This window comes from Azospirillum mesophilum, from assembly GCF_053470405.2.
Map to the genome: position 1 here is coordinate 20867 of NZ_JBPXMQ020000035.1, position 17540 is coordinate 38406.

General features: G+C 70.1%; 1 protein-coding gene and 2 pseudogenes. 2 read left to right on the forward strand and 1 reads right to left on the reverse strand.

Features of this window, described 5'->3' with window-relative positions; translation table 11 throughout:
• Positions 1 to 658: 658 nt before the first annotated feature.
• Positions 659 to 15598 (forward strand): beta strand repeat-containing protein, encoded by a 14940-nt coding sequence (locus ACSVC7_RS25205; protein WP_483508786.1) that lies wholly within the window; start codon positions 659 to 661, stop codon positions 15596 to 15598.
• Positions 15599 to 15815: 217 nt separating this feature from the next.
• Here the strand turns inward: ACSVC7_RS25205 and ACSVC7_RS25210 are convergent.
• Positions 15816 to 16022 (reverse strand): annotated as a pseudogene (locus ACSVC7_RS25210) (ISKra4-like element ISAzba1 family transposase); the annotation flags it as partial.
• 364 nt (positions 16023 to 16386) lie between these two features.
• Here ACSVC7_RS25210 and ACSVC7_RS25215 point away from each other — a divergent pair.
• Positions 16387 to 17283 (forward strand): annotated as a pseudogene (locus ACSVC7_RS25215) (putative PEP-binding protein); the annotation flags it as partial.
• Between the last annotated feature and the right edge of the window lie 257 nt (positions 17284 to 17540).

Below are 17540 nucleotides of genomic sequence, written 5' to 3' on the forward strand. Positions count from 1 at the left end.
ACAAATACAGAAATTCACCTCCGCTGGGACAGCGAACGGAACAGCTATACAATTTACGGCGACCAATGTCACCTGCGCGCAGATTGCGCAGCGTTCAGACGGCACTTATGCGCTCGTTTATGCCGATCACGACGCGACCGACACCACCAATATGACCGTCGATTACCATTTGATGTTCTTGGATGCATCATTTGGGCAAGTCGGTTCCATCGTTGATGTTGCTTCCAATGTCACCGATCCGGCTTACCCAAATGGCTGGGGCATGGCCTTTACGCCCATAGGCGTCCAGGCGACGCTGAGCGACGAAATTCTGGTAACCTGGGGCGTCGGCAACGCGAACACCCGCGCGCAGGTGACCTACGGTCGCGTTTACTCAACGTCCAACCAAGCGCTCGGCAGCGATTTCGAGATTTCGGGCAATGTTGCCAATTCGATCCAGGTTTTGAACAATGGAAAAATCGCGATTGCAGGCGCCTATGACAACTCCAATTATGATTATGTACCGGCCTACAACTGGGCCACAATTCCCGACATCAACAGCGCGCCAACGGCTGGAGCCATCACGGTCTCCAACATAACAAGCGGTGGAGGGACCAGCCTAACCTTTACCGTCGCGTATTCCGACAGCGATGGGTCCATTGACTCCAGTTCGATCGATGTGGCCGACATCAAGGTTTACAAGGGTTCCACCACCCTTACAGTGGCGAGTGCCAGCTACAGCGCCGGTGTGGCGACCTACACCGTATCGGCACCCGGCGGAACCTGGAGCGACAGTGCCAACGGCACCTGGAGCATCGACATTCAAAGCCGGCAGGTCAAAGACAACGTCGGTGGGTCTGTCGCCTACACCGTTGGTGCCGGCAGCTTTACGGTAAGCGTTCCCGTCCAGCTCGCCCCGACGGTGACCGCGACGGGCTTCACACTGACCGACACGACGGCCGCCGACACCTTCACAAACCAGACCGGGACCTTCACCGCCACCGACAGCGACGGCATCGCGTCGTTCGGCCTGTCCGGCAGCAGTTCCGTCTCCACCGTCGTCAGCGGCGTGACCTACGACCGCTCGCTGGCCGGCACCTACGGCACGCTGTACATGGTGTCGTCGGGGACGGACAAGGGCAAATACGTCTACACGCCCAACGGCCCCTCGATCGAGGCGCGGACGGCGAACACCAGCGAGACCTTCGTCGTCACGGCGACTGACAACAACACGTCGGCCGCGACGGGCACGGCCACGCTGACGGTCAACATCCTGGGCGCCAACGACCGTCCGGTGCTGACGCCGCCGACCGGCTTCACCCTGACCGACACGACCGCCGCCGACACCTTCGCCAACCAGACCGGCACCTTCACGGCGACCGACGCCGACGGGACGGTGACCTACGGGATTTCCGGGGGCGTCACCGCATCCACGTCGGCCATCAACGGCGTGACCTACGACCGCTACAAGGCCGGTGGCTCGGGCGGGGGAACCCTGTGGGTGCGCTCCGCCGACGGCGCCTACGCCTACGTCCCCAACTCCACCTCGATCAACGCGCTGTCGGCGAACGCCACACAGACCTTCGCGATCACCGCGACGGACGGCTCCTCCACGGTGACGCAGACGCTGACGGTCAACGTCAACGCCGTCAACGACCCCCCGGTGCTGACCGCCCCGACCGCCATCACCCTGACCGACACGACCGCCGCCGACACCTTCGCCACGCAGACCGGCACGCTGACGGCCAGCGACGCCGAGGGCACGATGCCGACCTACGGCGTCTCCGGCGCCGGGACGGTCAGCACCGCCATCGGCGGCGTCACCTACGACCGTTCGCTGGCCGGCAGCTACGGCACGCTGTTCGTCAAGAGCAACTCGGGCGCGTACGCCTACGTTCCCAGTGCTTCGGCGGTGAACGCTGCGTCGTCCACGACCAGCGAGACCTTCGCGGTCACCGCGTCGGACGGCAGCCTGACCGCCACCCAGACACTGACCGTCAACGTCCTGGGCGTCAACGACACGCTCGATATGTTTATCACTTTTTCTCCATCAGAAGGAACTTCGGGCGGGACGATCCTGTCACGGACGTGGACTGTCAATATTGGCGGGAAAGATTACACTCTCCAACTTGATGCAGCCGATCTTGGGAGCAGCAATGACGCAAATTTTGATATGGAGTATTATTTAGCAGCTAATGGCGACAATCACAGTTCAACCACCTCAAGTAATGATTACGTAATTGCAGTTACCGTAAGCCTTCCAGGATATACATTTACGCTTGATTCATTCTCGGTATTTGATATTTTTGGGGCAGGTGGCAGCGATACGGATAATTTGCTTGTCACGTCGTCCAGCGGAGGCACAAAGAGTGGCTTGACGATCTCTGCAGGATCCGGAGTCGCAAGTACCATAAGTTCGTTCACCGGGTTCACAGATATCACCAGCTTTACCGTTACCGGGACCAAGCCTTTGGGCACGTCATTCGGTAATGGTATGGGTCTAGTTTTGGATAACATTAGCCTGAAGGACATCAAGGCAGGCAACGCCGCGCCCACGGTGACCGCGACGGCCTTCACGCTGACCGACACGACGGCCGCCGACACCTTCACAAACCAGACCGGGACCTTCACCGCCACCGACAGCGACGGCATCGCGTCGTTCGGCCTGTCCGGCAGCAGCTCCGTCTCCACCGTCATCAGCGGCGTGACCTACGACCGCTCGCTGACCGGCACCTACGGCACGCTGTACATGGCGTCGTCGGGGGCGGACAAGGGCAAATACGTCTACACGCCCAACGGCCCCTCGATCGAGGCGCGGACGGCGAACACCAGCGAGACCTTCGTCGTCACGGCGACCGACAGCAACGCGGCGCCGGCGACGGGCACGGCCACGCTGACGGTCAACATCCTGGGCGCCAACGACCGTCCGGTGCTGACGCCGCCGACCGGCTTCACCCTGACCGACACGACCGCCGCCGACACCTTCGCCAACCAGACCGGCACCTTCACGGCGACCGATGTCGACGGGACGGTGACCTACGGGATTAACGGGGGCGTCACCACGGCCACGTCGGCCATCAACGGCGTGACCTACGACCGCTACAAGGTTGGCGGCTCAAGCGAGGGAACCCTGTGGGTGCGCTCCGCCAGCGGCGCCTACGTCTACGTGCCGAACGCCTCGAACATCAACGCGCTGTCGGCGAACACCACCCAGAGCTTCGCGATCACCGCCTCGGACGGCTCCTCCACGGTGACGCAGACGCTGACGGTCAACGTCAACGCCGTCAACGACCCCCCGGTGCTGACGGCGCCGACCGCCATCACCCTGACCGACACCACCGCCGCCGACACCTTCGCCACGCGGACCGGCACGCTGACGGCCAGCGACGCCGAGGGCTCGATGCCGACTTACGGTGTGGCCGGCGCTGGGACGGTCAGCACCGCCATCGGCGGCGTCACCTACGACCGTTCGCTGGCCGGCAGCTACGGCACGCTGTTCGTCAAGAGCAACTCGGGCCAGTACGCCTACGTTCCCAGTGCTTCGGCGGTGAACGCTGCGTCGTCCACGACCAGCGAGACCTTCGCGGTCACCGCGTCGGACGGCAGCCTGACCGCCACCCAGACACTGACCGTCAACGTCCTGGGCGTCAACGACACGCCGGCGATGACGGTCACCAACTTCCCGTTGGCCGACACCGCCGCCGCCGACACCTTCACCAACCAGACGGGCGTCTTCACCGCCACCGACGCGGACACCGGCCAAACGATCGCGTCCTATGGCATTTCCGGCGGTTCCGCCGCCAGCTACACCGCCAACAGCGTCACCTACGACGTGTCGAGGGTGGGGACCTACGGCACGCTCTATCTCGCCGCCAGCGGCAGCGACAAGGGCAAGTACGTCTACATCCCCAACGCGACCGCCATCGACGGCGCGACCTCCTTCACCACCGATCCCTACGTCATCACCGCCACCGACGATTACGGCACGCCGGCCACGGTGACCAAGACGCTGACGGTCAACATTTCCGGCACCAACGACACTCCGGTGCTGACCAACCTGAACGGCGACACCCAGACGGTGGCGGCCAGCGCGGCGGCCGTGTCGGTCGACCAGGGCACGGCCGCGGGCTTCGTCGACGGCGACTTCAGCGGCGGCACGCTCACCGTCTCCTTCGGCAATTCCTCGCGCCTGAACGGCACCAGCGACGTGCTGGGCATCAGCACCGCCAACGTCACGCTGTCCAACGGCACCACCGCCGGCAGCGCGGTGAGCGTCGGCGGCGTCTCCATCGGCTCGGTGACGGACAGCGGCAACGGCAGCTCGGGCTCCGCCCTGACCATCTCGCTCAACAGCTCCGCGACGCAAAGCCGGGTGTCGACGCTGCTCGGCGCCATCACCTACGACAACACCGCCAGCACCCCGACCGCCGGCACCCGCACGCTGCATTTCGCGGTGACCGACATGGGCAGCGCCACGGCCACCGCCGACGCCACGGTCGCCGTGGTCGTCAACGACCCGCCGGTGCTGACCGCGCCGACGGCCCTGACCCTCATCGACACGGCGGCCGCCGACACCTTCGCCAACCAGACCGGCACCCTGACCGCCACGGACACCGCCGACACGGTCACGGCCTACGGCTTCGCCAGCACCAACGCCGGCACGGTCAGCACCGTCATCGGCAGCGTGACCTACGACCGCTCGCTGGCGGGGACCTACGGTACGCTCTACGTCGTCTCCACCGGGACCGACAAGGGCAAGTACGTCTATGTGCCCGGCGCCTCCGCCATCAACGCCGCAAGCGCCAACGCCAGCGACACCTTCGCGGTCACGGCGACCGACAACAACGCCTATCCCGCCACCGCGACGCAGACGCTGACGGTCAACATCACCGGTGTGAACGACGCGCCGGTGCTGACCGCGCCGAGCGCGATCACCTACACCGACACGACGGCGACGGACACCTTCGCGGACACCACCGGCACGCTGTCGGCGACGGACGCGGAAACCGCCGCGACCAGCCTGACCTACGGCCTCTCCGGCGCCAGCAGCGTCACCACGGCCATCAACGGCGTGACCTACAGCCGGTCCCTGACCGGCAGCTACGGCACGCTGTATCTGGTCGCCAGCGGGGCCGACCGGGGCAAGTACCTGTACCGGCCCTCGACGCTGAACGCGCTGTCGGCCGCCACCAGCGAAACCTTCGCGGTCACCGCCTCCGACGGCTCCGCCACCGCGACGCAGACGCTGACGGTCAACATCGCCGCCGTCAACGACACGCCGATCCTCACCGCGCCGAGCGCCGTCACGCTGACCGACACCACCGCCGCCGACACCTTCGCCACGCAGACCGGCACGCTGTCGGCCAGCGACGCCGAGGGCACGGCGCGCACCTACGGTGTCTCCGGGGCCGGCACGGTCAGCGCCGCCGTCGGCGGGGTGACCTACGACCGCTCGCTGAGCGGCAGCTACGGCACGCTGTTCGTCAAGAGCGGGACGGGCGAATACGCCTACGTCGCCAACGCGACGGAGGTGAATGCGCTGTCGGTCGCCGCCAGCGAGACCTTCGCGGTCACGGCGAGCGACGGCAGCGCCACCGCGACGCAGACGCTGACGGTCAACATCGCGGCGATCAACGACGCCCCGATCCTGTCGACCGACGCGCGCAGCCTCACCGGCATCGCCGAAGACGTGTCCGACACCGCCAACGTCGGCACGCTCGTTTCGTTGATCCTGAGTTCGACCGGAACCGCCACCGATGCGGAAGGCGCGAGCCTCGGCATCGCCGTCACCGGCGTGACCAACACCAACGGCATCTGGCAGTACAAGGTGGGGGCGGGCACCTGGACCGCCTTCTCCGGCGCCTCCGACGGCAACGCCCTGCTGCTTGCCGGCACCGACCGTGTCCGTTTCGTGCCGAACGTCGACGTCAACGGCTCGACCACGGGCGGCATTACCTTCAAGGCCTGGGACCAGACGTCGGGCAGCGCCGGCAGCAGCGTCTCCACGCTGTCCGGCTCGGCCTTCAGCGTGGCGAGCGCGTCCGCGGGCATCGCCGTGGGCAGCGTCAACGACGCGCCGGTGCTGACCGCCACGACGCTGGCGCTGGCCTCCGTCTCTCAGGGCGCGGCGGCGCCGACGGGCACGGTCGGCTCGCTGGTGTCGTCGCTGATCGCGATCGGCACCAACGTCGGCGACATCGACAGCGGAGCCGTCACCGGCATCGCGTTGACCGCGGTCGACGGCTCGCAGGGCGGGGCTTGGTACTACTCCACCGACAACGGGGCCAACTGGACGGCCCTGACGTCGGTGAGCGAGACCAACGCCCTGCTGCTGCGGCCCGAAGACCGGATCTATTACGCGCCCAGCGGGAACTGGGCGGGCAACCTGGCCTCCGCCGTGACCTTCCGGGCCTGGGACCAGACGGCGGGCAGCGCGGGAGGCCGCGCCGACGCGTCGGCCAATGGCGGCACCACCGCCTTCTCCGCCGCCACCGGCACGGCCGGCCTGACCGTGTCGCCGACGGCGCCCTCGGGTGTGCCGGACCTTGCCGCCGCCTCCGACACCGGCATGTCCGCGTCGGACAAGCTGACCAAGGCCACCACCGCCACCGTCACCGGCAGCGGCGCCATCGCCAACGGCACCGTCCGGTTGTACGCCGGCACCACGCTGGTGGCGACGACGACGGCCGATTCCTTGGGGGCCTACAGCTTCACCAACGCCGACGTGTCCGGCCTGAACGGGGCGACCACCTTCACGGTCCGCCAGTTGGCCGCCAACATCGAGAGCGCGGCGTCGGCACCCCTGGTCGTCACCTTTGACCGCGACAAGCCGACCGTGGCGATCGCCGCCATATCCGTTGACGACATGCTCAACGGAACCGAAGCCGCGTCCACGCTGACGGTCTCCGGCACCTCCACGGCCGAGGCCGGGCAAACGGTGACGGTCGGCTTGGGGGGCCAGACTTACACCGGCACCGTCGGGGCAGGCGGCGCCTGGACCGTGACGGTGGGGACCGCGGCGCTGAGCGCGCTCGGCGACCGGACCTACACCGTGACCGCCGATGTGGACGATAAGGCCGGGAACGCGGCGGATCGGGCCACGCGCGCGCTGATCGTCGACAAGAGCGCGCCGTCCACCCCGTCGATCACCTCCGGCCCGCTGAGCAACAACCCGGCTCCGGTGTTGGCGGGCACGGCGGAGGCGAACAGCACGGTCACGGTGAGCGTCGCCGGCGCCACCTACACCACCACCGCCGACGCCAACGGCGGGTGGAGCGTGAAGCTCGCCACGGCCATGCCGACGACCGGCACGCTGGCGCTCAACGCCAACGGCGCCAACGCCGTCTCCGTCACCGCGACGGACACAGCCGGCAACAGCTCCAGCGCGGGCACGCAGACGCTGACCCTCGACACCACCGCTCCGTCCACCCCGTCGATCACATCCGGTCCGCTGAGCAACAGCCCGGCTCCGGTGTTGGCGGGCGCGGCCGAAGCGAACAGCACGGTGACGGTGAGCGTCGCCGGCGCCACCTACACGACCACCGCCGACGCCAACGGCGGGTGGAGCGTGAACCTCGCCACCGCCACGCCCTCGGCCGGCGCGCTGGCGTTGAACACCAACGGCGCCAACGCGGTCTCCGTGACCGCCCGGGATGCCGCCGGCAACAGCTCCGGCGCGGCCACGCAGACACTGACCCTCGACACCACCGCACCCGGCGTCACCGTCACGCTCGGTTCCAGCAGCCTGGGCGTCGGCCAGACGACCACGGTCACCTTCACCTTCACCGAGGCGCCTTCCGGCTTTGCCCTCGACGACGTCACCGTGCCCAACGGCACGCTGTCCAACCTGGCAGTGGTTCCGGGCAGCAGCGGGCTGGTCTACACCGCCATCCTGGCCCCGGCGGCCGACCGTGTCGCCGCCGACAACCGCATCACGGTCAATCTCGGCTGGACCGACGCGGCGGGCAACGTTCCGACCGCGACGGTCAGCTCGTCCGCCTACGCCATCGACACCCGGCGCGTCGACGCGCCGACGCTGGGCGGCGGAGTCGCCGATCAGGCGGTCAACGACACCGCCAGCCTGCGGCCCTTCGCCGGCTTCACGGTGGCCGACACCAATCCCACCCAGTCCCAGACCGTCGTCGTCAAGCTGCGCGACGCCTTGGGCACGGTGGGCGACGCCACCGGCGCCTTCACCCCGGCCAGCCTGACCGCCTCCGGCTTCGCCAGGACCGCTGCCGGCACCTACAGCCTCACCGCCGCCTCCGCGGCGGCGGCGCAGGCCGCTTTGCGCCTGCTCAGCTTCCAGCCGGCGGGCAACCGGGTCGCCCCGGGCGGGACGGAGACGACCACCTTCGCCGTCACCGTCACCGACGCCACCAACCTCGCGTCCTCCGACGCCACGACCAGCGTGCGCGCGCTGTCGGTCAACGACCGCCCGACGCTCGCCCAGGCGCTCGGCACGCGCAATGTCGACCAGGGGCAGGCTTTCGCCTACACGGTGCCGGCCGGCGCCTTCGCCGACGCCGACACCGGTGACACGCTGACCTACAGCGCCACGCGCCAGGACGGCTCGGCGCTGCCATCCTGGCTGTCGTTCGATGCGGCGACCGGGCGGCTGTCCGGCACGCCGGGCAACGCCGACGTCGGCAGCCAGGCGGTGCGCATCACCGCCACCGACGCCGCCGGCGCGTCGGTCTCGGACGTGCTGATCGTCCAGGTCGCCGACGTCAACGACGCCCCGGTCGCCCAGAACGACACGGCCACCACCGACAAGCTCACCGCCCTCTCGGTGACCGCGGCCGGTGGCGTGCTCGCCAACGACCGCGATCCCGACATCGGCGACCGCCCGGTGGTCAGCGCGGTGGCGGGCCAGGCGGCCAACGTCGGCCGCACCATCACCCTGGCCGGCGGCGGCAAGCTGACGCTGAGCGCCGATGGCCGCTACACCTACGACCCGGCCGGCGCCTACGCCGCGCTGGCCGCCGGGCAGACCCGCGAGGAGACGGTCCGCTACACCATCACCGACCGCGCCGGCGCCACCGCCGAGACCACCCTGACCATCACCGTCACGGGCAGCAACACCGCTCCGGCGGCGCAGGAGACCAAGCAGGTCGCCATCGACCAGAACTCCAGCCGCGTCGGCCTGTCCATCGACAAGCCGGTCGATCCGGAAGGCGACGCGCTGACCGTCACGGTCACCGGGCTGCCCACCATCGGCACGGTTCAGCGCTTCGACGGCACCGCTCTCAAGCTCGGCGACACGCTGACCCCGGACGAACTGTCGGCGGTGATCTACACGCCGCCCTTCGGCGTCACCGGAACCGCCGGGTCCTTCACCTACACCGTCTCCGATGGTGCCAACACGGTCAGCCGCGCCGTGGCGATCGACCTCACCCCGGTGCAGTGGCTGAGCGTCGGCCCCTCCGTCGTGGTCGGGGTGGAAGGAAACGCCGGCACCACCGGCCTGACCTTCACGATCACGCGTCGTGGCGACACCTCGGGCAGCACCACGGTCACCTGGCAGGTCGACGCGCCGGCGGACAGCGGCCTGACCGGCAGCCTGGCCGATGCCGCCGACTTCGGCGGCGTGCTGCCCGGCGGCACGCTCACCTTCGCCGCCGGCGAGACCAGCAAGACCATCACCATCCCGGTCAGCGGCGACCGGCTGGTCGAGGACAGCGAACTGTTCCGCGTGGCGCTGGTCGGTTCCTCCACCACGGTGGCCAAGGCCAAGATCGAGGTGGAGGCCCGCACGGCCATCGGCACCATCCTCAACGACGACCGCGCCGCCACCGTCCGCCAGGTCACCGGGCCGGACGCCGGGCGCTATCTGGCGGCGCGCGGCGACGCGCTGGAGTTCACGGTCGGCTTCACCGACACGGTCAGCGTCGCCTCCGGCACGCCGCGCCTGGCCCTGACCATCGGCAGCCAGACCCGCTACGCCACCTACGACCGGACCGAGAACGGCACGCTGGTGTTCCGCTACGCGGTGGCCGCCGGCGACCTCGACAAGGACGGCATCGCCCTGGCCGGGACGCTCGACCTGAACGGCGGGCGCATCGTCGACAGCGCCGGAAACACGGTCACCAGCCTGACGCTGGGCACCCTGCCGGCGACCGACAAGGTGCTGGTGAACGTGCGGGGCGGGCGGGCCATCGACGGCTACATCGCCGGCGCCACGGTGTTCGCCGACGCCAACGCCAACGGCGTGCTCGACGCTGGGGAGGCCAGCGGCACCACCGACGCGGTGGGCAACTGGTCGGTCGACGGCGGCAGCGGGCCGATCATCATGCTCGGCGGCACCGACATCTCGACCAATCTGGCCTTCACCGGCGTCTACCAGACGGCGGCCTCGGCCTCGGTGATCAACCCGTTGACCACGGTCATCATGGGCATGGCCGGGCTGGGTGGCAGCGACGCCGCCATCGCCGCGGCGGCGGGCGACCTGAAGGCCAAGCTCGGCCTGGACGCCGGCCTCGACCTGCTGAACTACGACCCGCTGGTGGCGGCCACCGCGACGGGGGCCTCGGCCGCAGCCGTCGCCACCGCGCTGAAGACGCAGGCCGCCGCGGCCAACATCGCGAACCTGATCGTGCAGGGCAGCGCGGTGCTGACCGGTGCCGTGTCCGGCACGGCCCCGGCGAGCGGCGTGATCGGCCGGGCGCTGGTCAGCGCCATCGCCGAGGCGGTCGCGGCGGTGCCGGCCAACAATGGATCGGGGGGCGGCACGCTCGACCTCGCCGACACAACGGTGCTGGCGGACATCCTAACCCGCGCCGGCGGCAAGGTTTCGGCCATCGACAGCGCCAAGCTGGCCGCCGTGGCGACCCAGGCGGCCGGCGTCATCGCCGCGGCGAACGGAGCCGTCGTCAGCGCCAGCGGCAGCAGCAACGGTCTGGCCGGCCTGACGCAGATGGCCCAGACCCAGGTCGTGGCGCAGGGCGCGGCCGCCGCCGAATTGCAGAGCGGCACCGCCTCGGGCAACGTGTCCGGCGCGGTCAGCAGCTTCACCGGGAGCAACCTGCAAAGCCAGATCAGCAGCGCGACGGTCGCCGTCGTGGTGCCGTCGCGGCTGGCCATCGCGGCGACCGACGCCGACAAGCGCGAAGGCGACAGCGGAAGCACCGCCTTCACCTTCACGGTCACCCGCGCCGGCAACACGGGCGGCGCCCTGACGGTGAACTGGGCAGTGGCGGCGGCCAGCGGATCGGGGGGCGGCACGCTGGACGCCGCCGACTTCGGCGGGACGCTGCCGTCGGGCACGCTGTCCTTCGCCGACGGCGAAAGCACGAAGACCATCACCGTCCAGGTCGCGGGCGACACGGACATCGAGCCGGACGAGACCTTCACGGTCACCCTGTCCAGCCCGTCGGTGGCCGCGACGGCGATCGACACCGCCTCGGCCTCCGGCATCATCCGCAACGAGGACCCGATCAACCCGAAGCTGACCCTGCCGGCGGCGCCGACGGCGGTGACCGGGCAGGCGGCGGCCATCGGCGGGCTGACGGTGGCCGACGGCGACAGCGCCACGGTGTCCGCGACGCTGACCCCGGTCCACGGCACCATCACGCTGGCCGGCCCGGCAACGGTGAGCACGGCGGCCGACGGAACCGTCACGCTCAGCGGCAGCGTGGCCGAGGTCAACACCACGCTGGCCTCGCTGGTCTTCACCGGAGCCGCCGGGCAGACGGCGGGCAGCCTGGCGGTCACGCTGAGCGACGGCGACCCGACCACGCCGGATGCCTCCGCCACGCTGGCCATCGCCCTCCAGTCGGCGCCGGAGAACGTGCTGCCGAGCCGCCCGACGGTGATCGCCCGCCGCTCCACCGAGATCCTCGGGCTGGAGGTGCGGGACACCGACGGCGGCACCATGACGGTCGTGCTGACCCCGACCAACGGCACCATCACGCTGCCGCTGTTCGGGGCGGCCGCGGCGACCGACCTCGGCAACGGCAAGATCCGGCTGTCCGGCACGCTGGACGACGTGAGCAAGACGCTCAAGCAGCTTGAGTTCACGGCGGCGCGGCGGGTGAAGACCGCCTCGATCCTGTTGGAGACCGCCGACGACCAGCCGCTGACCGCCGACGACAGCGATCTGCTGCTGATGGACGTGCTGTCGCCGCCCGAGCAGACGGTGCCCGCCACCCTGGCGGCGACGGCCGGGCAGGCAACCGCCGTGAGCGGCCTCGCGGTGGAGGACTTCGACAGCACCACCGTGCAGGTTACCCTGACGCCGACCGGCGGCGCCCTGGCGCTGACCGCCCAGGGCGGCGCGTCGGTGTCGCAGCCGGGCGGTGGGGCCTACCGCGTGGTCGGCAGCCAGGCCGACGTCAACGCCACGCTGGCGACGCTGACCTACACGGGGACGGCGGGAACGACCGCGGGCACCATCCAGGTCGCCTCGACCGACCTCGACGGGCGCACCCCGGTGGTCACCGACACCATCGCGGTGACGATCAGCAACCGGCCGACGTTGACGATGTCGAGCCAGGACATGGTGGTGGTGGGCGTGCCAGTGCTGCTGTCGGGCTTTAGCGTCAGCGACCCCAACGACCGGGTTCTGACACTGACGCTGACGGCGACCGGTGCCACGCTGAAGGCGATGGCGACGGCGGGCGTTACGGGGGTGGCCAACCCGGACGGCTCGCTGATTCTGACCGGCTTGGCTGGCGCGCTCAACACCGCGCTCGCTGCGGTCCTCTTCACCGGCGACGTCGGGGCGACGCGGGCGACGTTGTCGGCCACCGTCGATGCCGGCGACGGGATGACGGATGGCGGCGGCTCCGTCAACTTCCCCATGGTGGGCAATCCGACCCTGACGTTGCCCCCGACCAACCCGACGCTGGTCGGCGGGGTGGCCACGGCGGTGGGCGGCATCGCGCTGTCCTACGCCGGCGCCATCGTGGCGACGTTGCGCCTGACGCCGGGCAACGCCACGCTCGCCCTGACCGCGGCCGGCGGCGCGCAGATCGCCGATCTCGGCGGCGGGGTGCTGGCGGTGGTCGGCACCTCCGACGCGATCAACGACACGCTGAGCAGCCTGACGGTGACGCCGACCGGCGCCGCGCCGACGGCGAGCGTCGCCTTCGCGGTCGACTACGCCGGGGGCGCGCTGCCGAGCGCCAGCGGCACGCTGACCGCCGGGGTGGTGCACGCGCCCGTCGTGACGCTGCCCACCGCGATCACCATCGACCCGGACCTGCCGACCGGCCTGAGCGGCATCCAGGTCAGCGACGTCGACGGCGGCGCGCTGACGGTGACCTTGAGCCCCACGCAGGCGGCGCTCGCCGTCGCCGCGGCCGGGCAGGCGACGGTCGGCACGGCGGGCAACGGCACGGTGACCGTCACCGGTTCGGCGGCCGACGTGAACGCCACGCTGGCCACGCTGACGATCACCGCCGCCCGCGCGTCCGCGGCGTCGGTGACGGTGACGGTGAGCGACGGCAGTGCGGCCCCCGCGGCGAGCGGAACGCTGACGCTGCCGGTGGTGGACCGTACGCCGCCGGCCGCGCCGAGCATCGCGGGAAGCTTCCTGGACGAGGCCGGAACGCCGGCGGGCGGCCTGAGCAACCGCGGCGCGCTGCTGGTGCGCGGCACGGCGGAGGCGGGCAGCACGGTGGCCCTGGCCGACAACGGCACGGTCGTGGCGACGGTGACGGCCGGGGCCGACGGCCTGTGGACCGCCGACTTCCGTGCGGCGCCCTTGGCCGACGGCGCCCACAGCTTCACGGCGGTGGCGACCGACGCGGCCGGCAACAGCGGGACGGCGTCCCCGGCGCTGGCGCTGACGGTGGACACGCAGGCGCCTTCGGCCCCCCAGGTCGCCTTCGCCGACGCCGCCATCGACCGCAGCAAGCAGTCCAACGTCGCCTTCACCATCGCCAACGGCGAGGTGGGGACGACCTACCGCTGGACGCTGACCTCGTCGGGCGGCGGCACGCTGACGGGCACGGGACGGATCGCCAGCGCGTCCGACACGGTCCGCGGCCTGGACGTCTCGGGGCTGTATGACGGAACGCTGTCGCTGTCGGTCCTGCTGACCGACGATGCGGGCAACCGCTCGCCGGCGGCCTCGGCCACGGTGGCGAAAGCCACGGCGGCGACCATCGACGGCGCGCAGGTCCAGACGCTGTCGGGACAGGCGAACGGAAAGGCGACGAACACGGTGGCGGTGCAGGCGCCGGGCAGCGGCCGCGCGGAGGACCCGAGCACGGCGAACGCCGCGCTGGCCGACGTGCCGGTGGTGCAGGAAACGCGCAACGGCGCCACGGTGACCACCCTCCAGGTCAGCCTGCCCACGGGCGTCGGCGTGACGGCGAGCGGCCCGGCGGCCCGGCAGAACCCGACGCAGTCGCTGGACGACCTGATCCGGGAGATCCAGGCGCGAACCGTGGCGGGCACCGTCTCGCGCACCGGGCTGGAAGGCGGCGGCCGGGGCTTCCTCGGCGCGCTGCCGCAGACGGCGGCGCTGCTGGTGCGGACCTTCGACTTCACCGCGGCGGCGGCGTCCGGCACGGCGGCGAAGATCACCGGTCTGGCGCAGGACGGCTCCACGCCCACCGCGCTGGTGATCAACACCACGGCGGTGGGGGCGCCCCTGGCCATCCAGCTCGACAACGTGGAGTTCGCCGCGGTGATCGGGCAGGCGACGCTGACCGGCGGGGCCGGCAACCAGACGGTCTTCGGCGACAGCGCCAGCCAGTACCTGCTGCTGGGCGAGGGCGACGACTACCTGTCGGGCGGCGGCGGCAACGACACGGTGGCGAGCACGCTGGGCAACGACACGCTGTACGGCGACGGCGGCGACGACCTGATGGGCGGCGGCGAGGGCAACGACCTGATGAACGGCGGCGCCGATCAGGACACGATGGCCGGCGGGGTTGGCAACGACACGCTGGGCGGCGGGACGGGCGCCGACCTGCTGAGCGGCGACGACGGCGACGACGTGCTGTTCGGCGAGGACGGCAACGACACGCTGTTCGGCGGCGCCGGGGCCGACATCCTGGTCGGCGGGGCGGGCGACGACGTGCTGGCCGGCGGGGCCGGCGGGGACGTCTTCTTCGGCGGCGACGGCAACGACACGCTGTTCGGGCAGGAGGGCGACGACATCCTGGCGCTGGGGGCCGGCAACGACATCGTCGACGGCGGCGATGGCAACGACACGCTGTTCGGCGAGGACGGGGCCGACACGCTGTTCGGCGGGGCCGGCGCCGACATCCTGTCGCTGGGGTCGGGCAACGACCTCGCCAGCGGCGGGGCGGGACAGGACACGCTGTTCGGTGACGACGGCGACGACACGCTGTTTGGCGGCGAGGGCAACGACGCCCTGGCCGGCGGAGCCGGGAACGACGTGCTGTTCGCCGACGGCGGGACCGACACGCTGTGGGGCGGCGCCGGCGCGGACCTGTTCGCCTTCGGCGCGGGCTCGGGCGGTTCGGTGGTGATGGACTTCACCGCCGGCACCGACCGGCTGGCGCTGTTCGACGCCACGCTCGACCTCCGGAGCGTGATCGCCTCGGCGCGGGTGGTGAACGGCTCGACCGTGCTCGACCTCAAGCCGGGCGTCAGCGTCACCATCCTCGGCCAGACCGGCGATGTCGCCCGCTGGTTCGCCTGACCGATGTCATGGCCCGGCCCCTGTGAACCGAACCGGCGCGGTCGGGCCATGACGATTCGGTCCACACGAAAGAGTGAAGGATGGCCTGAAAATTTCGGTCAAAGAGGGAAATCGGGTTCGGCACAGGCCGAATCCTGCCCCCGCAACCCACTTGAGGGCATCGCAACGGTTGTCATTTAAACAACGCTATGAGACCAGGTCGCAAACCTGGGAGCCTTCACGCCGCAGTGCGGAATGGCCGACGGGCGTATGGATCGGCAGCGGTGTGCTCCGATGCGAAGGAGCCGTTCATCACCGCGGTGCGGACCGTCCGCATGCGGTGAACGCCGCGCGGAGACCAGCGCATCGGCTGATTGGCGCCCATGCGCCGGTGCCGCAGCCGCTGGACCGTGCTTTCGGTGGTTGCTGCACGAGGCGCAGGACCGTCTTCCGGAGTTGGCGCGACGGGCACTGCACGGCCTCGGCGATCAGCTCCGCCTGCTCGGCGAGGAGATCGAACGGCTGGAAACGCGCATTCTGGAGTGGCACCGTGCCAGCGACGTGAGCCGCCGTTCGGCGACGATCCCCGGCATTGGGCCGATCACCGCGAACGCGATCGCCGCGGCGGTGCCGGATGGCACGTTCCCGCGGTGGTCGGGGCGGAGCGCGCGACGGAGGCCCTGCGCGACGACCAGACGGTGACGGTCTCCTGCGCGGAGGGCGACACCGGCAAGGTCTATGACGGCGCCGTGCCGTTCCGCGTGGACCGCATCGACCTCGGGCGGCTGCCGAGGCCGCAGACGCGCATCATGGTGAACCTCGGCAACCTCGACCAAGCCTTCCAGACCGGCCAACTGCCGGTGGACGGGGTAGGGCTGGCGCGCATGGAGTTCATCATCAGCGAGGCCATCAAGGTCCACCCGATGGCGCTCGTCCACCCGGAGCGCGTGGAGGACGCCGACGTGCGCGCCCGCATCGCGCGCCTGACCCGCAACCACCCGGACGGCGGCGCCTATTTCGTGGAACGCCTGTCCGAGGGGATCGGCACCATCGCGGCGGCCTTCTTCCCGCGTCCGGTCATCGTCCGGCTGTCCGACTTCAAGACCAACGAATACGCCTCCCTGATCGGCGGGCGCTGGTTCGAGCCGGTCGAGGAGAACCCCATGCTGGGCTTCCGGGGCGCGTCGCGCTACGCCCATCCCGCCTACGAGAAAGGGTTCGCGCTGGAATGCCGGGCGCTCGCCCGCGTGCGCGGCGCGATGGGGCTGACCAACGTGAAGGTCATGGTGCCCTTCTGCCGCCGCCTGGAGGAAGCCGACCGGGTGATCGCCGCCATGGCCCGCCACGGGCTGGAGCGCGGACGCGACGGGCTGGAGATTTACGTGATGTGCGAGATCCCCAACAACGTGCTGCTGGTGGATGAATTCGCCCAGCGCTTCGACGGCTTCTCCATCGGGTCCAACGACCTGACGCAGCTCACGCTCGGCGTGGACCGCGACAGCCCGCTGGTCGCCTTCGATTTCGACGAGCGCGATCCGGGCGTGCTGGCCTTCCTGCGCCAAGCCGTGGAAGGCGCAAAGCGCAACGGCCGGCCCTGCGGAATCTGCGGGCAGGCGCCCTCGGACTATCCGGAGGTCGCCGAGTTCCTGGTGCGGCTCGGCATCACCTCGATCAGCCTGACGCCCGACAGCGTGCTCAGAACCTTGCGCGCCGTCGTGGAACTGGAACAGAGACTTGGCCGCGCACTGCGCTCCCCTGGCCTACCTGGAAGCGGTCGGGGCGATGCAGGCCTTCAAGGTCACACAGGACATCGCGATCATGGGACTGTGCGGCATCAGGGTGGTCGAGCACCTGCATTTCGACGATCTGGGGCCGCACACCACGCCCGCGCAGATCGACGACGACATCCGCCGCATTCGCGCCGCCGTGCGCGACCATTTCTGAACGGCGCGGACACCGGGGT